This window comes from Paenibacillus sp. J5C2022 (genome assembly GCF_025567625.1).
Taxonomy (GTDB): domain Bacteria; phylum Bacillota; class Bacilli; order Paenibacillales; family Paenibacillaceae; genus Pristimantibacillus.
In genome coordinates this window covers 90697-108519 of record NZ_JAOQJC010000022.1, presented here as the reverse complement: position 1 = coordinate 108519, position 17823 = coordinate 90697, and the positions used below count along the sequence as shown (strand labels likewise).

The 17823-nt window shown below is 53.1% G+C and carries 13 protein-coding genes; 9 read left to right on the top strand and 4 right to left on the bottom strand.

Features of this window, described 5'->3' with window-relative positions:
• Window positions 1–203: 203 nt before the first annotated feature.
• The 4 genes from M6D81_RS18300 to M6D81_RS18285 all read left to right on the top strand — a co-directional run bounded on the left by M6D81_RS18300 (window position 204) and on the right by M6D81_RS18285 (window position 8644).
• Complete coding sequence (locus M6D81_RS18300; RefSeq protein ID WP_262678356.1) at window positions 204–836, top strand: hypothetical protein; 633 nt, start codon at window positions 204–206, stop codon at window positions 834–836.
• Between the two features lie 356 nt (window positions 837–1192).
• Complete coding sequence (locus M6D81_RS18295; protein ID WP_262678355.1) at window positions 1193–2980, top strand: S-layer homology domain-containing protein; 1788 nt, start codon at window positions 1193–1195, stop codon at window positions 2978–2980.
• A 28-nt stretch (window positions 2981–3008) separates the two neighbouring features.
• Complete coding sequence (locus M6D81_RS18290; protein ID WP_262678354.1) at window positions 3009–7124, top strand: cohesin domain-containing protein; 4116 nt, start codon at window positions 3009–3011, stop codon at window positions 7122–7124.
• A 149-nt stretch (window positions 7125–7273) separates the two neighbouring features.
• Window positions 7274–8644 carry an extracellular solute-binding protein gene (locus M6D81_RS18285; protein ID WP_262678353.1) on the top strand — a complete coding sequence of 457 codons (1371 nt, stop codon included), beginning with the start codon at window positions 7274–7276 and terminating at the stop codon, window positions 8642–8644.
• 110 nt (window positions 8645–8754) lie between these two features.
• Here the strand turns inward: M6D81_RS18285 and M6D81_RS18280 are convergent, their stop codons facing one another.
• The 3 genes from M6D81_RS18280 to M6D81_RS18270 form a co-directional block, all read right to left on the bottom strand.
• Window positions 8755–9552 carry a M55 family metallopeptidase gene (locus M6D81_RS18280; RefSeq protein WP_262678352.1) on the bottom strand — a complete coding sequence of 266 codons (798 nt, stop codon included), beginning with the start codon at window positions 9550–9552 and terminating at the stop codon, window positions 8755–8757.
• Window positions 9553–10046: 494 nt separating this feature from the next.
• Window positions 10047–10946, bottom strand: coding sequence for an RNA polymerase sigma factor SigJ (sigJ, locus tag M6D81_RS18275; RefSeq protein WP_262678351.1), 900 nt, complete (start codon window positions 10944–10946; stop codon window positions 10047–10049).
• Between the two features lie 15 nt (window positions 10947–10961).
• A complete protein-coding gene (locus M6D81_RS18270) occupies window positions 10962–11366 on the bottom strand; it encodes a hypothetical protein (protein WP_262678350.1) in 405 nt (134 codons plus the stop codon).
• Window positions 11367–11411: 45 nt separating this feature from the next.
• On the opposite strand from M6D81_RS18270, the gene M6D81_RS18265 reads away from it, so the two are divergent.
• The 5 genes from M6D81_RS18265 (at window position 11412) to M6D81_RS18245 (ending at window position 17260) form a co-directional block, all read left to right on the top strand.
• Complete coding sequence (locus M6D81_RS18265) at window positions 11412–13238, top strand: cache domain-containing sensor histidine kinase (RefSeq protein WP_262678349.1); 1827 nt, start codon at window positions 11412–11414, stop codon at window positions 13236–13238.
• 23 nt (window positions 13239–13261) lie between these two features.
• Complete coding sequence (locus M6D81_RS18260; protein WP_262678348.1) at window positions 13262–14026, top strand: response regulator transcription factor; 765 nt, start codon at window positions 13262–13264, stop codon at window positions 14024–14026.
• 105 nt (window positions 14027–14131) lie between these two features.
• Complete coding sequence (locus M6D81_RS18255) at window positions 14132–15439, top strand: ABC transporter substrate-binding protein (protein WP_262678347.1); 1308 nt, start codon at window positions 14132–14134, stop codon at window positions 15437–15439.
• Window positions 15440–15507: 68 nt separating this feature from the next.
• Window positions 15508–16422 (top strand): carbohydrate ABC transporter permease, encoded by a 915-nt coding sequence (locus tag M6D81_RS18250; protein WP_262678346.1) that lies wholly within the window; start codon window positions 15508–15510, stop codon window positions 16420–16422.
• Window positions 16406–17260, top strand: a complete 855-nt coding sequence (locus M6D81_RS18245) for a carbohydrate ABC transporter permease (protein WP_262678345.1) — start codon at window positions 16406–16408, stop codon at window positions 17258–17260. The genes M6D81_RS18250 and M6D81_RS18245 overlap by 17 nt, the downstream gene beginning before the upstream one ends.
• A 176-nt stretch (window positions 17261–17436) precedes the next feature.
• On the opposite strand, the gene csaA is transcribed toward M6D81_RS18245, so the two are convergent.
• Window positions 17437–17766, bottom strand: a complete 330-nt coding sequence (gene csaA, locus M6D81_RS18240; RefSeq protein ID WP_262678344.1) for a chaperone CsaA — start codon at window positions 17764–17766, stop codon at window positions 17437–17439.
• Window positions 17767–17823: the final 57 nt, after the last annotated feature.

Genomic DNA, 17823 nt, shown 5'->3' with positions numbered 1-17823 from the left:
ATGATTATATATACAACGCTAAGGATGGACTATCCGTATAATGTTGGAGATGTAGCATCATGTCATTAGCAACGGAACGCGTGTTGTCCTGCACTCTGAATCCCGGCATTCAAGAATTGGCAGGGCTTTGCTGGGCTCAAATGAAGGCGCCGCCATTTAGTTCTCTCTCCAGAAATGGTATGATGGAGTGGGTGGTGTATACAATGACGAAAGAAACGGCGCAATCGAAATCGACGGCCGGAAATAACGATCAAGCAGCGAATAACAACGAGAAGATGGTTGAATTGCTGAAGGCCCTTTATCACAACGGCATGACGGCTTTGAAAATGTTCTTTGATGACGTATCCGGACAAGTGATGAATCAGGAAAGATACGGTCCGATTTTTGTGTTTCAAGTGACAGATGCTGATAAAAATGCGTATGCTTGCGGATTTTTCTTGAAAGAGCTTGTCGCAAGATTCCAGTCGGGCAACGACCCTGCACAATGGATGGCTTCCTTCTACTTCGAGATGATGAAGGCGGAAGGCGGCAAGCCGCTTCCTACTCCGCCCTCAGGCGAAGAAGCGACAAAAGCGTTTATTGATCGTACGCTCGTTCCGCATTGCATAGAAGCGGTTAGAGGCGAATTCGCGCCGGAGAGCGTTCATGCAGGTCTTGGCATCGTGCCGGAGCAAGGCCCGGTATTCGAAGCCGGATTCCGCGACATAAAGGACGGAAACAATGTGTGCGCGGTACCGTTGCATGTATTAATGGCTTATTGGCATTTAAATCGCGACCCTGCCGATCTCTTGATTGAGGGAATGTACAATATTCGCGAACAGAATAAGAAGTCATAATTGTTGATTATCAATAACGAAATTTTCATTGCTGAAATGCACCTTGCCTATCAGGTTTGCAGTCGGACATTGCCGGCGGATAGCCTCATATCGCATAGGTGCATTTTTTGGTGTTCTGATTTTATTCAGGTCATATCATCTTCTTCATTCCACAAAAAAACGTAATATTAGAGATTGACAGCGCTAACAAAGCTGAAATATGATGGGATACGAGACGGATATGATTCAGATAAATACCAAAAAAGAGATTGTATAAAGGAGGGGGGATTGGCGGAAGGAGGATTAGTTGATTCGAACAGGTGCAGAGGGGAGTAGGCAGGAAATGAAATCTGGAAGAATAGAGGTGGCGCAACGGAATGAAGAAACGATTGGCAATGGTCGGGATTATCTCAATGCTTACTGCATTTATAACGGTTGGCGGCGCGTCGGCGAGCGCAGAGGCGAATGCCGGGATTAAGCTGTCCGTCGGCAGTGCGTCAGTGGAGTTGGAATCCATGGTGGATATCGCTGTGGAAGCGACAGATGTCGCCGATTTATACGCTATTGAAATACGGATTAGATATGATTCAGATTACCTGGAGTATCGCGCGGGTGAAATTTCCGATAGCTATACAGGACTGGACGCTGAGAAGGTGGAGGAAGGTACGCTATTGCTCCCGCTGGTCAGAAAAAATTCGGAGGATGAAGTGTTGCATGAGAACGTTGCTTTAGCTGCGCTCCGATTCTACGCTCTGAAGAGCGGAACGACGGAATTGAAACTGGAAAGTGTGAAAGCGGTTACGAGTGAAATTTACCTGAACGATCAAGGGAAGGAGGATTTGCGCACTCTGCCGTTGCAAGTACAGTCGTCGCTCAAGCTGTCGATTGTCCATGACTCCGGGACGGAAGAACCGGGCAATCCGAGCGTGCCTTATGTGCCGGTTGGCAGAACAGGGGATACGGCGGATTCATTAATAGATGCATTGAAAGGTGCGAGCGACTTCGCCGTTGCGGAAGAGATTGCAGACAAGCTTCTGCAAATGGTGCGCAAAAATACTGCGGTGGAGCAGAAGAGCAAGATCGGGCAAGCGTTGCAGAGTTATGTGGACGGGCAGCTTCTATGGACCAGCGAGACCGGTGTGGAACAGCTGACTAAAGCACTCGAGCAGATCGAGAGGCTGAAGAAGCTGGCGGACGGCAAGGGGATAGAACTGAAAGCAGACGAAGTGAAATTGGCTGTGAAGAACGGGGTTGTGAAGTTGGCGCCGGAAGAGATTCGCGGTCTGGACCTTAAAGGACGTCTCCGTCTGACGGAACAGAAGCTGGAACGAGTCGTTCAGGAGGGAGCTGAGTTGGAGCTGTTATCGGGGATCAGATTGCAGTATACGCTGGAAGACGGCTCGCAGGGCAAGATGAAGCCTTATCGGGTGACAGTTCGTGTGCCTGTCGCTTCCGCGGACAACGACTACTTGGGCTTGTACCGTTACGACGAGACCGCTGAGCGCTGGATTTATGTAAGAGATGCGGTTCGCGAAGCAGACGCCTTCTCCGCGCAAGCCGACGAACCGGGCATTTACGCAGCAATTGCGTACAGGAAGAGATTTGAAGATCTTGCGGGGACTTATGCTGAGGCAAGGCGGGCGATTGAAATACTAGCATCACGTCACATTATTGCCGGCACCGATGAGATGCATTATTCTCCTGACCGCCACGTGACGCGCGCCGAGATGGCCAAGCTTCTCGTAGGAGTGGGGAATCTTCCGTTGCGAACTCCATCGGGCAGCTTCTCCGACGTTCCGGCGGATGCTTGGCATGCTTCGTACATCGCCGCTGCGGAAGCGGCCGGATTGGTGAACGGGTACGCGGATGGCAGCTTTCAGCCAGATCGGGTTGTAACAAGAGAGCAGGTTGCTGCTATCGCGGTCTCCCTCTATGAAGCGGCCGTGGGGCAGATCGAGGCGCCTTCTCCAGAGGAGTACGCTGACGATTCCGGCATAAGCGAGTGGGCGAGGAAGGCCGTCTACAAGGCGAAAGCGGTCGGACTGCTTACGGGTGCGGGGAGCAATCAATTCCATCCGCAAGCGGCGATGAGCAGGCAAGATGCGGCGGTCATACTGTTGCGACTGTCCGAGCATCTGAAGGTGAACAGAACGGAAGGTCAATAAGACAAGACTCGAAAGGGCGTGATAGGGAATGAAACGGTGGTATAAACGGTTCGCTGGCGTGGCGCTGACATTGGCATTGATCGGGAGCGCCTTGCTGACGCTTCTGACGGATGCGGACAGAGCGAGCGCCAGCTCCATCGCGAAGCTGTCGGGCAGGGAATTCGGCGCGGCTGTCAGCAAAGGTCCGCAGGCGTTCTCAGTCAGCTTGAACGATGCGGTGGTCGGGCAAGAGGACGGCAGAGATGTCATGTATACGACGGTATCGACGAACAATGCCGTATTTAACGTGATAGATATTAAAGACAACAAACTGCTGCGCTCGTTCGCTCTGACGGGGGTGCAGCAAGTATGGCGTCATTCGATTGCCCCGGACGGAACAGTCTACATAGGGACAGTCTCTTCTCCCGGCAAGGGCGAACTGTGGAAGTACTCGCCTGTCACGAAGACGGTTGTCAATCTGGGCGAGCCGCTGCCGGGCGAGAAGTCGATCTGGTCGATGACAGTGGCGCCTGACGGCAAAGTGTACGGCGGCACGTTCCAGCGAGGCGAGGTGTTCCAGTACGATCCCGGCACAGGCTTGTTCCGCGATTACGGCTCCATGATCGATGGCCAGCAGTACGTGCGCTCGATGGCTTATTATGAGGGTTATCTCTACGCGGGCATTGGCTCGCAAGGGGATATTATCAAGCTGGATGTCGCTACGGGCGAGAAGGAATCGATTTTCGGCCCTGTGCCCGGCATGCTGGGTGTTGCGCCGGAGGACGTACCGTTCGTTTACGATATGGCGATCGTGGACGGCTATTTGCTGGCGAAGATTCAAGGCTCCGGATTCATGGATCTGCTGTTCTACGATATGGGAAGCGGACAATGGATGCCGAACCGGATCGGCAAGAGCGCAGAAGGCGGCCTAACGGGTACGGGCGTGTTCAACTTCAATCAATTGGAATCCAGGGACGGGAAGATCTATCTCGGGGCGAACGGCCATATTACCGAGATCGATCTGGCTACGCAGACTGCTTCTTCGACAGGAATTGCATTCGGAAGCTCTATGCGCAGTGCGGCATGGGTGACGTTCGACGACCAGACGAACTTTCCGGGCGAATCGCTAGTAACGATGCAGTCAAGCGGGAAAATGACAATCTTTAACTTCACCTTGGGCACAAGGACCGACCGGGTATCCGTCGTGAACGGGGTGCCGATCGCGCGCCACAATCTGGAGCGAGGGCCGGACGGCAAGTTGTACATGAGCGGCTATCCCGGAGGACTGATCTCCGTATTCGATCCCGGGACGGATGAGACGGTCAACTTCCCGCTTGGGCAGGCGGAAGGGATGGCCGCGCTGGGCACGGACATGTACTTCGGGGTATATCCCGACGCCATCGTCTATAAGCTGGACACGACTTCCCCATCAGCTCCGGCGGCACAGCAGCTATTCGAGATCGAGCATGATCAGGACCGCCCGTATATTATGAAGGCTTTCGGAGACAAGTTGTACATCGGCACCATTGCGGGATACGGCAAATTGCCCGGGGCGCTCACGATCTACGATCCCGCTGCGGGCGGGGTGGAAGTGTATGAGAATGTCGTAACCAATCAGGGTATTGTTGGTCTGGCGGAGAAGGACGGCATATTGTTCGGTTCCACCACGATTACTCCGGGGTTGGGGGTCGAACCGACAGAGCAGATGGCGAAGATATTCGTCTGGGATACTGCGCAGAAGAAAAAAATAATAGATTTCACCTTGAATATTCCGGAGCTCGACAAGCCAAAGCTGATCAGCGGACTGACATTCGGAAGCGACGGCCTGCTATGGGGCGCTGTGGACGGCGTTCTATTCGCCATGAATCCGGACGATTATTCCGTCGTGAAGTACAAGGACATCTATCCGGCGGTCAAAAATTATGGGATGTGGCGGCCGATCCATACGCATTGGGGCGAGGACGGACTGCTCTACACGGATCTTGCGGGCAAGCTCACAGTCGTCGATCCGAATACGATGGAACATGTGACGCTTCCGTCCCTTGGTTCAGCCGTTACCTTTATGACGATCGCCAAGGATGCCGATGGTCAGGAGAATATCTACTACTTGAAGGATGATGCCCTCGAGCTGATGATGATCCCGGTGACCGACGAGGTTGTACAGCCGCTTATGAAGCCTGTTCAATACGCTTACACGGCCAACACATCCTTCGACAATGAGCCTCTCGGCAACTGGAATCCGTTCGGCGCGATTGACGCCAGCTTGTTCTTCGGCAGAAGCGAGGACAGAAGCCACAGCGGGACTGCAAGCTTCAAGATTGTGGACAATTCCAATACGCTGGGAGGAAGGTATACGACATATCCGGTCGCCGTACAGCCGAATACAACATACACCATTAGCATGTGGCACTACGTAGCCGAAGGGCAGTCCAGCGACGACGCCATACTTCAAGTCTATGTATATGACTCTGTGAGAGGCAACCTGGCTGATTACAGAATGGATGTGACGGACAGAAGCTTGACGCAGCGGTGGGTGCAGGAGAAGGTGACGTTCACAACGCCGTCCAATGCCGACCATATCCGCATTATGCCGAACAGCTCGGCCTGGAATACATTCACGGCTTATTATGACGATGTCACGCTTACTGTAGAGACCGATGCTTCGAATCTACCAGGTGAGCTGGCGCTTGGCGATGTACCGGGAATGGTAGTGAAAGGCGATACGATTTCTATCCCCGTGCTGGTGAATGCCGCGAAGTCGCTGCACAAGGTTCAAGCCATTATGACGTACGACGAGACGTTGTTCGACTTCGTCAGCCTCGAGCCGTCGGATTCGTTCAAGAACGGTCATGACGTCAATGTGAAGGTTCATACGGATGTGGCCGGTACGGTGGATTTCAATCTCTCCCATACGGATGCGGCGAATGCCGTGACCGCAGATCGTGTAGAGGCAGCAATGCTGGTTCTCGAGGCGAAGGAAGCGGCCGCCGGGACAAAGCTTGTCTTGAAGCGAGGATCGGAGCTGTCGGCAAGCGCGCCATATGGCGGAGTGCTGAATGAAGATGTGGTGAAGGAAGTGGCAATCGGTTCCGGTCTGCCCAAGGTGAAGGTGACGGTACCCGTCACGAACGACTCGTTCGAGCAGCCGCTGGCAAGCGGCGTTATTCCAGGCTGGAGCAAGCATTATGCAGACGGACTGGACTTCGCACTCAGCACGGAGAGAAGCCGCAGCGGCAGCTCGGCCTTGAAAATCGTGGATGAAAGCACATCGACGATGGGAGGGTATATGTCGTATCCGCATGCGGTTCATGCCAATCAGAAGTATGAGGTCAGCATGTGGATCAATATCGCGGATGGCGAAGCGTCGGATGATGCCGTTATGCTGGTATATGCGTATGCGGCAAGCGGCTCTGATCCTATCGCCACTTACCGGATCGATGTGAAGGCGGAAGATCGCGACAAGCGGGACGCTTGGACGCGGCAGTCGGTAGAGTTCGTGACGCCGGACGATGCGGCGAAGATACGGTTCATGCTGTACAGCTCCGCCTATAATACGTTCACTGCTTATTACGATGATATCGCGCTGACTACAGAGCTCGAGACGGCTGACACGACAGGTGCGCTCATGCTTGAGGCGCCATCGGATCATGTGCTGGTCGGCGATCGGGTCGAACTGCTTGTCTCGACGAATGATGCGGTTGACGTGAGTAAAGTAAGAGCGGGCGTGACCTTTGATGCAGACAAGTTCGAATTCGTCAGCTTCGAGCCATTGAATGGATTCGGCAACGCGATAGCTCCGAATGCAAGCGAGGCTGGCGTCATACGGTTCCAGATTGCTCAGAGCGGTAGCGGCGCCGTCAATGGCGATGTGGATATCGCCAAGGTGATGCTGAAAGCGAAGGACGAAGCTGAAGAGACCGCCGTTCTGCTGGAGAGCGGGGCGGAAGTGTCCAGCACGGCTTATGGCAACAAGTCCGCCGTGCTGGAGGAGCAGCCATCCGTAGATCTGGCCATAACGCGCGTCGATTCCACTTACGTTAAGGCTGCGGCGCAAAGCATAGGCGATGAGCTCGCAGAGGCGAATCGCAAGTTCGATAGGAACGGCGACGGCCGGATTGATATCGTCGATGTCGCACTATTGTATTTGAAGCTTTCGGAGAGATAGGAAGCGAAGTGTCTGGCGAGAGGCTGTCCCGGGGGCAGCCTCTCTTGTCCCGTTGGATCGTTTGACAGCCGGCGGAAGTGAATTTAACATAGTAATGATGCCGGATGAACAGGTTCCGGCATGACATTGTTCACGAGGAGTCCATAGGTATGAGTAAGCCAAGCCGTACGACCTTTCGAGAGCGGTTAACGGATTTCACCAATAGATTGCGGGAAGAGATTATTGCGGGGAAGCGCGAGCCGGGACAGTATCTGCCTTCCGAGGCTGCTCTCAGCGAACAGTTTCAATTGAGCAAGAGTTCAATAAGAAAAGGGCTGGATACGCTCGTAGAAGAAGGGTTGATCGAGAAGGTGGCCCGAATAGGCAACCGTATCGTGCAGAAGGTTGAAGAACCTGCCGTGATTCTGAATCTGGGTTATTACTCTTCGCTGGAGAAGGAAAGCATGATTCTGCAGCTTGTGGAGCGCTTCCATGCGAAGTACCCGCATATTCGCGTCAAGCTGATTCCGCTTCCCTACGATGAGGAGCATCAGACGGTTAAAGTTTTTTTGCAGCAGGGACTGATTGATGTTGTCACACTCAACTATTCGGACTTCAGCTCGCTTAACGAGACTGGGGAGCAATTCTTTGAGCCGTTAACCGCCAATCCCGGCATCTATCCGCACTTGACGGAGACCTTCACGGCTTCGGGCGAGTTGTTCGTTCAACCGTTCATTTTCTCGCCTGTCGTGCTGTGTTACAATAAGGACCACTTTGCCGAAGCGGGTTGTCTGGAGCCGGACAGCAGCTGGAGCTGGGAGCAATTGGTCGAGACAGCATCCAAGCTGACCAGCCCGTCCAAGGAGAGATACGGTTTTTGCTTTCATGCGCTTTCGGAGAATCGGTGGCCTGTATTTTTGCTGCAGAGCGGCATTCAGTTGAATCGCGACAAGGCTGTGGAGCTGCACAGCGGGGACAAAATTAAAATTATGGAAAGCGTGAACGTGTTCCGAAGCATTATTTCCGATAAGAATGTATTCCCGTTCTATTTGTCCGAGAATGATGCGGATGTGGAGAATCTGTTTTTGAACGAGAATGTGTCCATGATTATGACTTCTTACTTCAGTCTGAATTATTTGTCCGATGCCCCGTTCCGGTACGATATCTCTCCGCTTCCGCGCATCCATGACCCGAAGACGCTGCTTCTTATCATCGGTCTGGCGATTAACAAGCGATCGAGATGCAAGCACGAAGCGCGCCTGCTCGTCGAGCATATGGTGTCTATGGATTCCCAGCTGGCGATACGGCAAGGGACGTTAAGCATTCCGAGCCTGAAGCCGGCAGCCGAATGGAGCGGCGAGGAGCATGGCAATCGTCCGTCCCGCTATCATATGTATCGGGAGATCGTCCCTACTTATCATCTGTTTACCGATATCGGGCTGGACAGCGAGGGGATGGCTTCCTTCAGGCATGCACTGAAGCTGTATTTGGCCAAGATGGAGGAGCAAAAGTTTTATGACAGGATCGATATGATTTTGTGAAATCAGACCTGAATTCCTGCCGCCAGCTGGGCCCCGGTAGAAGCCGAGGCCTGTAATCGCAGCTTTTGCGGCATACCGGGACTTTCAGAGGGAGAGCAGCTGTGCAATTTTTAAAATACCATCGCCAGCAAATCCGTCAACGACTCATGGCGATAACGTGCCGTTACGCCGTCGATTCGTTCCGAATGGACGTTGTCGTATCTGCGGCTGTCCGCCTGTTCGGTATGGTGGAAGCGCATCGTCACTTCATACGGACCGGGCAAGGCGTAAGGCTGGTACCGCGCTGGTACGTTCTCGACAGCGGCTTTCACGGCTTCCTTCAGCTCCGCATGAGAGCGGGCGAGCGGCTTGATGATGGCGGAATGCCGCCCGGTAGCCGTCTTCGTAGCGTATACGGATACATGGCCAAGCTCTTCCTTCGCTTCCTTGCACGTCTTGTCATCGCCGGACACGAAGCATACGGGAACCCCTTGCAGCCCGAACAAGAGAGCATCCAGTCCAATCTCGCCGATCATTCGCCCGTTCAGCTGGACGGATTGCCAGCCTTGCGAAGACATCGTGTGGTCTCTGACCGCTTCGCGCGTGCCGCCCATTGCATGGTAGCCGATAAGTAGCGCGGCTGCGAAGTCCGAAGTAAGCCCGGGGAAGCGATGCTCTATTCGCGTAGCTCCCATAGCGTAGTCTGCAGCGGGATGAAGCAGCTCCGGAAGCAGATTATATCCGCTTGCATGTGCATCCTTCACAATGATCTGAGTAGCTCCCGCTTCTACCAGCGCTTCTGTAACAGCGTTAACCTCCAGTGTGAGCAGTCGCCGCGCTTCCTCGTATAACGCTTCTCCCCGGAATAGCTGCTCCCGCAGCATAATGCCGGATATCCCTTCCATGTCTACGCTTACATAAACCTTCATGCGTTCACCGCCTGTTTCGTTTAGAATGTCTCTTGAATATCGTAGTTGCTAGACTAGATTATCTGAGTTGCTAGAGTTGTCCAATATTGTATATTTTCTTCGGAGAGGATGCAATCCCATCGGGGCAATCCGGTTCAGATTGGCGTGGAGAATAGCGTGGAGATCGCACACTGAGCTGTACCGGAAAGTTTAATGGATTTTATGCAGTTATGATAGTTGAAATCTACGAATTTACACCTTTTAAGTGGAAAAGGTACAGTTAAAACCGCTTATCCCGCACACGATTCCAACGATTGCTCAAAATAACAGCATGAAATCCATTTCATTGCGATAATATGGTTCATTGTGGAAGAATACCTGAGTACCTTATATTTACTTTTGATTTCTCATGCCAACTCAAAAAGGACTTTCTCAAGAGTCTGATGAAATCCGGTTAGTTGTGTTTGGGAGGAACGGCTAGTGGCTGAGAGTTAGTGGAATGGAGCGAAAATAAGCTAGGGCATCTGCCCCAGCTTATCCGGATTGCGCACCATATAGAGGTAGCGGATGCCTTCCGGCGACCAGGCGATAGAGATCGCCGTAGTCCAGCGGCCGCCTTCGCTTACGCCGAATCCGAGCTCGCCGTTAATGATGAGCGGCACCAATGTCGCATCCGCAACCTGTGAGGACTGGAGCTGCGACATGAGTCCGATAATGAACGCCGCTACGCGATCAGCTCCGGCAATCGGCCTGACGGCGGCATGTACCTTGCCGCCTCCATCCGAGAAGCAGACGGCTTGCTGATGCAGCCACTGAAGCACCTGCTCGTGGTCGCCGGAATAGACGGCTCTCAGGAAGCGCTCCGACATGAGCCGCGCTTCGGGGAGCGGCGGCGGATCTTGCGGCCTGTCGCTCTGCAGCTTCTTGCGCGCCCTGCTCATCAACTGGCGGCACGAAGCCTCCGTCCGTTCCAGCATGGCTGCGATGTCGGGATAGCTATAGCCCATTATGTCGTGCAGCAGGAAGACTGCCCGCTCGCCCGGGGACAAGCGCTCCATCATGACGAGCAGCGCGTAGCTGACGGCCTCTGTATGAACAAGCGTATCGCTAACATCCTCCGGATAACGCGCAACTTCGGGCTCCGGCAGCCATGGCCCGACATAGTTGACACGCTTCATCCGGGCCGACTTCAGTACATCCATGCTGCGATTGACGATCATGCGAGTCAGGAAGGGCCGAGCCTGCGAGATGTCGGCAGGATTCAAGCTGTGCAGGCGGACGAACACATCCTGTACGATATCTTCCGCTTCCGTATAAGAGCCCAGCATGCGATAAGCGACAGCCAGCAAATATCGCCGGTGTTCGCCATACCATTGCGTCAGCCAATCTTCCCGAACAGGAACGTCCTTCTCCATTTGTGCCACCCTCCATCAGTTAGACAATACCAGCTCTGAGGCCTTCTCCGCGCTTGCCGCGCAAGCGTCCAGCAGCAGACCTTCTTCTCCCGTCCAGTCGCCAGCCGCATAGATGCAAGTCAAGCCGGTGCGCACAGCGGGACGATCCAGTGTGCCCCGCAGCACTGTCGTCGGCTTGGCTTCATCTGCGGTGATCTTCTTATCAGTATACCGCATAGCGTGGATGACTGCATGATCCTGATGCTCGGTCAAGTGCGACCGCTGCGGGTGGACGGAGAAGTTCAGCGGCCCGTGCCTGCCCGGCGCACGGAGCTTCCTTTCGGTCGAGGCAGCCCGTTCGGATGGAGGTCGATTCAGAACACCGGCAACGTTCTCTGAGGTCCCAAGACGATGAATACCGACGGATTGTGACAGAATCACAGAGATCATCTATAATAGGATTTATTTTTGAAGGCGATCCGAATTATGCACAATGGGGTGATTGACATCAGAAGCATCAAGGGATGGTCATCAAGATTAAATTTTCGCAAGAAGCTGCTCATATTGTTTATAGCGTTAATTCTGCTGCCATTGAGCCTGCAGGGAGCAGTGACGTATCGATACTTTTCCTCCACGATGGACGACAAGACAGAGCGGTACACTATTGACCTCGTCAGGCAGATCAACTTGAATCTGGACCGGGCATTGCGGGAGATGCAGCGCTTGTCTCTTATGCCGGTGTACGATGAGAAGGTGCTGTCCATATTGAAAAAGTACGACGGGACGATGGGCGATGCCGATCGGGCATCCTCGGAGGATTACCAGAAGATGAAGCTGTATACGTCCGCACAGGCATATAACCGGGAGGAGATCCGCGGCATTCATATCGTAAGCAACAGCGGCATCTTCTTCTCCAATGTCGATGCCATGGATGTGCCGAACGTCTGGGATGGAAGAGGCGACGCCTGGTTCGATGAAGTAGAGCGCTCAAGCGGCGCTTGGGTGCTCGTTCCCCAGCATAAGCCCTCCTATTACCTGAAGCCTGTGGCAGAGCCTGTGATTTCCGTTGCCAGAGCCATTCGCGAACCGAGCACGCTGGAGAGGATCGGCTACATCATAATCGATATGAAGCTGACGGCTTTCCGTACGATTCTGGCTAATCTGAACTTCGAGCCCAATGCGCATTTGATCATCATGGACGGCAATCAAAGACTGTTGTTCGAGACAGAGCGTCAGGCGGGTGTATCCGCTTACGAGGCATTGCTGCAGAACGGCAGCTCCTTCCATCTGAACCAGACGGACAGAGTCACATTGCATGAGGTGGACTATATGCTGGTTCAACAGCATTCGTCTTATTCGGGGGTGTCCGTACTGGGACTTATTCCGACGAATATGATTCAGAAGGAATCCCGGCAGCTGGGCTTGTTCACGATGTGGTTCGCCTCCTTGTGCGTGCTTGTCGCCGTGCTTCTGGCCATCATAGTGGCTTATCGGCTTACTCGCCCGTTAATTCGGTTGAAGAACCGCATGATCTTAGCCGAGCAAGGCCAATTCAACCAGCGAATCACAATCGAGCAGCAGGATGAGCTTGGTCAGCTGGGAAGGGGCTTCAACCGGATGATGGAGGAGATTGAGCGATTGTTCAAGGAGGTGCTGCTGCTGGGAGTCAGGGAGAAGGAGGCGGAGCTGGCAGCTCTGCAAAGTCAGATTCGTCCTCATTTTATTTACAATACGTTAGAGTCGATCAGCATGATGGCTGTAAGGAGCGGGGCGATGGAAGCTTCCGATATGGTATCTGCTCTTGGGAGGCTGCTGCGCTATACGATAGATAAGGCGGATAGGCTGGTGCCGCTGCGCGAAGAGATGCAGTTCGTCAGGTCATATGTGCAGATTCAGCAGATGCGATACGGCGAAAGGCTTCGTGTGGAATATGATATCGAGGACGGGGCGGAGCATATTCTCATCCCCAAGCTGACGATTCAGCCGCTAGTTGAAAACGCTGTATTCCACGGCATTGACCCGAAGGAGCGGGGCGGGCAGGTATGGATTTCCGCCCTGTGCCTCGAGGAAGTATTGCTCATTACGGTGCGAGACGACGGTGCGGGACTGGAGGATGCGGAGATAGCGGAGTGGAATGCTCGCCTGCGGGAACGCACCTCCACGAACAGTTGGAAGAAGGGGGCCGGGCATGGAATCGGCATTTCGAATATTTATGAGCGAATATCGTTTATTTACGGAAATCAAGGCGATGTAACGGTAGACGGAAGCAAAGGATACGGATTGACGGTTACCGTCACCATTCCATTGACATAAGTCAGCATTGAGAGGTGAGCGATATGTATAAGGTTCTGCTTGTAGAAGACGAGAAGGTGATACGTGAGGGGCTGAAGGAGCTCATCCATCAGTCAACGGGTGAATTCGCGGTCGTTGCCGAAGCAAGCGGCGGGGAGAAAGCGCTGGAGTATCTTCGCATGGAATTGCCCGACTTGCTCATGACGGATATACGCATGCGGGAGATGGACGGACTGACGCTGGTTTCCAAGGTGAAGGAGATATACCCGGCTCTGCCGGTAATCATCATAAGCGGTTACGGAGAATTTCAATATGCGCAGAAGGCGATCAATTACGGTGTCAGGGAATACTTGCTGAAGCCGGTCGAACGCCTTGAGTTGGCAGCGGCGCTGGATAAAATCAAGCGGCTGCTGGACGAGTCAAGAGGCGTAAGTTATTGCGGTGCAGGGGGAGATGAGAGAGGAGCAGAAGGCGGAGAGGACGGCAGGAAAATTATTCGTGACGTTAAAGATTACGTCAAGCTCCATGTCGACGGCGATTTGCGCCTGCAGACTGTGGCCGGGATTGTTCATCTGAACGCCTCCTACTTGAGTCAGTTGTTCAAGAATGAGACGGGAATGAACTATTCCGAATATGTCTCGACGATCCGGCTGGACAAGGCCAAGAGCCTGCTCTCGCAGACGAGCCTGAAAATTTATGATGTCGCCAGACTTTCGGGCCATCAGAGTCCCAAGCATTTCATGCTGATGTTCAAGCAGCAGGAAGGGATGACGGCGACGGAGTATCGCGATCGGTACGGCTCGAAGTAAGATACGAAAATTCCGTACCATTTCTGAAGCTCACGTGATTTCTTCCATTCACGCATCCTCCTATACTGAAGATGTTCGAGAAAACAAGAGATGAGGGGGAAAGGTATGAAGCGGACAATCGCATTTGCTATTATTGCTTTTTTGATGGCGCTTACAGTCGGTTGCAGCGGCGGGGGGAATGAGGACAAGCAGCCTGCCGGAGGTAACGGCAATGAAGCTGGCGGCGAAGAGACGGTCGAGCTCAAGTTTTTGATGTGGGGCAATCAGGCGCATATGGACCTGTATAATGACTTGATTGACAGCTTTACAGAGAAGCATCCGCATATCGCAGTGAAGATGGAATCCGTGCCTTATCCGGATTATCAACAGAAGGTATCCGTACTGGCAGCGGGGCAAGAGCTGCCGGATGTCGCATGGGTGGCGGAACGGATGGTGCCGCAGTTCATGGCGAACGGCATATTGGCGGATGTATCCGGCTTCAAGGACGACGAAGCGTTCCATATGGAAGATTACATTCCGAGCACCCTGGACCTGTTCCGCAAGGGGGATGAGCTGCTGGGGCTGCCATTCTCCACGCCTCCGTCCGTCATGTTCTATAATGAATCCCTGTTCCAAGCGGCAGGCTTGACGGACCCCAATACATTGGCGAAGGAAGGCAAGTGGACTTGGGAGGAATTCGAGAAGGCGGCCAAGGCCATTACGAATACGGATGTGAAGAATCGTGTCTACGGCGCCAACTTCTTCCGGGATTGGAGTACATGGATTGTGCTGTCCTCTTACTCCTGGTCGAACGGCAGCGGGCCGTTCAACGCGGATATGACGCAATTTACTTGGAACGACCAATTCGGTGTCGAGACATTCAAGATGCTGGAGAGAATGATGTTCCAGGACGGCTCTCATCCGAAAGCGGGTGAACAAGTGTCCTTCGAGGCAGGCAATGTCGGCATGTTCTTCGATGTGTACAGCTATGTATCCAAGGCGAGGGAAGTGACAGACTTCGAATGGAGCATCGCGCCTCTTCCATCCGGGTCCGAGGGCTCTGTGCCGATGCTGGGCCAAGCCGGTTACGTGCTGTTCAAGGATTCCAAGCATCCTGAAGAAGCGAAGCTGCTGTTGAAGCACTTTGCCGGTCAGGAGGGCATCCAGGCTACATCGTCATTCTTCGTGCCGCCGCGCGAGTCTGTGCTTGAATCGGAGCTCTTCATCAATCAGCCTAACAATCCGAGCGAGGAGCATATTCGTCAAGCGGTCATCGAAGAGATGAAGAAGGCCAGAATATTGCCGGGCCATATCAATTGGCAGGTTATCGACAATGCTATTCTGCAAGGCTTTGACCGCTTATTCGGTCAGGCTATGCCTGCGGAAGAGAATTTGAAGCTGATGGAAGAAGAGGTTAACCGCAGCCTGCAATAAGAGCTACGGGTAATAAGCAGTCGGGGACGGTTCAGCTTGAACCGTCCCCTTCCTTAAGGGGGATGCGGATGAGAGACGCTAACAATAAACGAAGGAGAGGACCTCTTTACCGGGAAGCGCAGTGGTCTGGATGGTTGTTTGTTTCTCCGATGGTGATTGGATTTATGCTGTTTTTGTTCTTTCCCATGGCGATGTCGTTATACATGAGCTTGAATGAATGGCCTCTGCTGGGCGATCACAGGTTTATCGGATTGGAGAACTATAGCGAAGTCGCAGCAGACAAGCTCTTCTGGCAAGTATTCGGGAACACGGTATATTTTACGGCGGGGCTTGTCCCCTTGAATATCGTGCTGGCCTTGCTGCTGGCCTTGCTGTTGTCCAAGCCGCTCAGAGGAATAGGGCTGTTCCGTACGGCTATATTCGTACCGGTGATGACCTCCCTGATCGTGTGGGCGATCGTGTGGAAGTATATGTTCGCCACAGATTCAGGGCTCATTAATCAACTGCTTCTTATGCTTGGGGTGCAGGGGCCGTCTTGGCTGTACGATACGAAGCTGGCGATGCCTGCGGTCATTGTTACGAGTGTGTTGAAAAATGTCGGACTCAATATGGTGCTGTTCATTGCGGCGCTGCAGCAGGTGCCGCGCTCCCTGCATGAAGCAGCCGTTATTGACGGTGCGGGCAAAGTGAAGTCGTTCTTCAACGTGACTCTCCCCATGATTACTCCGACGGTGTTCCTGACGGTAGTTATGACGATTATCGGCTCATTGAAGGTGTTCGGACAAATCTATGTGATGACCAAAGGCGGACCAAGCAATAGCACGAAAGTGCTCGTCTATTATATTTGGGAAAAAGCGTTCAAGCTGTTCCAGCTAGGCTACGCTTCCGCACTGGCCTATATTTTGTTTATCGTCGTTTTGCTGTTGACGCTGCTTCAGTGGCATTTCAGAAAGAGGTGGGTATTCCATGAGAGTGAAGCGTGAAGCCGCCGTCTCGGGCAGAGTAGAAGCCGCAGCGGTATATGCCGTATTGCTGCTTGTATCGGGCGTAATGCTTATTCCGTTTTTATGGATGATCGGCACATCGCTTAAGGAGCCGCAGCATATTTTTTCATACCCGCCGAAGCTGTTCCCGACAACGTTCCAATTCCACAACTACGCGGAAGTGTTCGAGCGCATTCCGTTTCATCTGTTCTACTGGAACAGCCTGTATATAGCCGCTTTGGTAATCGGAGGCACGGTCTTTTTCGCTTCGCTGGCCGGTTATTCCTTCGCAAGAATTCCGTTCGTCGGGAGGAATATCGTATTTCTGATCTTGCTGAGCGCCATGATGATTCCCCATGAGGCGACGGCAATTCCGATGTTTCTGTTCATGCGGGAGCTGGGCTGGATCAATACGCATATTCCGCTAGTGCTGCTGCCCATATTCGGCGCCGGGGGCGTATTCGGCATATTCGTGATGCGGCAATTTTTCATAGCCATTCCGAAGGATTTGGAGGAGGCCGCCATGATCGACGGCTGCTCGCGCTTCCGCATTTATGCTCAAATTATGCTTCCTATCGCGAAGCCGGCTATTGCCACGTTAACGATTTTTACGTTTGTAACCAATTGGAACGAATTTTTTGACCCGCTGATCTTTATTAACGATCGTGAATTGATGACACTGCCGTTGGGCTTGTCCTTGTTCACGGATGAAGTGGGCACCGCATGGCATCTTCTGATGAGCGCTACAGTTATGGCCACACTTCCATTGCTGATCGTGTTCTTCCTGGCGCAGCGGCACTTCATCGAGGGGGTAGCGATGACCGGACTGAAGGAATAGCGCTCGAACCGCCGCATATCGAACAGTATGTGCGGTGTTGGAAGGCGGGCTGCGCAACGAATGGCAGCCTCCTCCTTACCCGATTGACGCTATCCAATCCGATAATCGCCATGCATGAACTATAAGCTGTCTTGCTGATTCTGTCCCGACGCGCGGATGGATTGAGCGAAGCTCCGTCATGCAACAGGCGTGCCGTTCCCGACAGGCTGATCGGGCTTCAGCAGGACAACATCTCCTTCGCCTGGCACTCCGCCCAGCACCAGTACCTCAGAGCGGAATCCGGCAATTCGCCTTGGCGGGAAGTTAACGATCGCCACAACTTGCTGGCCGATGAGGTCCTCTGCCTTATATCTCTCCGTAATTTGCGCCGACGATTGTTTTATGCCGAGCTCTCCCAAGTCAATTTCCAGCTTAATGGCGGGCTTGCGCGCTTCTGCGAAAAACTCTGCTTTTACGATCGTTCCGATACGAATATCCAGCTTGTGAAAATCCTCAATCGTTGTCACTGTTCATCCTCATTTCTTGTTCGTATTGTTGGCTAATTATTGTCTATTTCCCATATA

What these genes read in the sequence shown, in the direction of transcription:
- M6D81_RS18300 (WP_262678356.1), top strand. Translation starts at nt 204, where the DNA reads ATGACGAAAGAAACGGCGCAATCGAAATCGACGGCCGGAAATAACGAT.
- M6D81_RS18295 (WP_262678355.1), top strand. Translation starts at nt 1,193, where the DNA reads ATGAAGAAACGATTGGCAATGGTCGGGATTATCTCAATGCTTACTGCA.
- M6D81_RS18290 (WP_262678354.1), top strand. Translation starts at nt 3,009, where the DNA reads ATGAAACGGTGGTATAAACGGTTCGCTGGCGTGGCGCTGACATTGGCA.
- M6D81_RS18285 (WP_262678353.1), top strand. Translation starts at nt 7,274, where the DNA reads ATGAGTAAGCCAAGCCGTACGACCTTTCGAGAGCGGTTAACGGATTTC.
- M6D81_RS18280 (WP_262678352.1), bottom strand. Translation starts at nt 9,552, where the DNA reads ATGAAGGTTTATGTAAGCGTAGACATGGAAGGGATATCCGGCATTATG.
- sigJ (WP_262678351.1), bottom strand. Translation starts at nt 10,946, where the DNA reads ATGGAGAAGGACGTTCCTGTTCGGGAAGATTGGCTGACGCAATGGTAT.
- M6D81_RS18265 (WP_262678349.1), top strand. Translation starts at nt 11,412, where the DNA reads ATGCACAATGGGGTGATTGACATCAGAAGCATCAAGGGATGGTCATCA.
- M6D81_RS18260 (WP_262678348.1), top strand. Translation starts at nt 13,262, where the DNA reads ATGTATAAGGTTCTGCTTGTAGAAGACGAGAAGGTGATACGTGAGGGG.
- M6D81_RS18255 (WP_262678347.1), top strand. Translation starts at nt 14,132, where the DNA reads ATGAAGCGGACAATCGCATTTGCTATTATTGCTTTTTTGATGGCGCTT.
- M6D81_RS18250 (WP_262678346.1), top strand. Translation starts at nt 15,508, where the DNA reads ATGAGAGACGCTAACAATAAACGAAGGAGAGGACCTCTTTACCGGGAA.
- M6D81_RS18245 (WP_262678345.1), top strand. Translation starts at nt 16,406, where the DNA reads ATGAGAGTGAAGCGTGAAGCCGCCGTCTCGGGCAGAGTAGAAGCCGCA.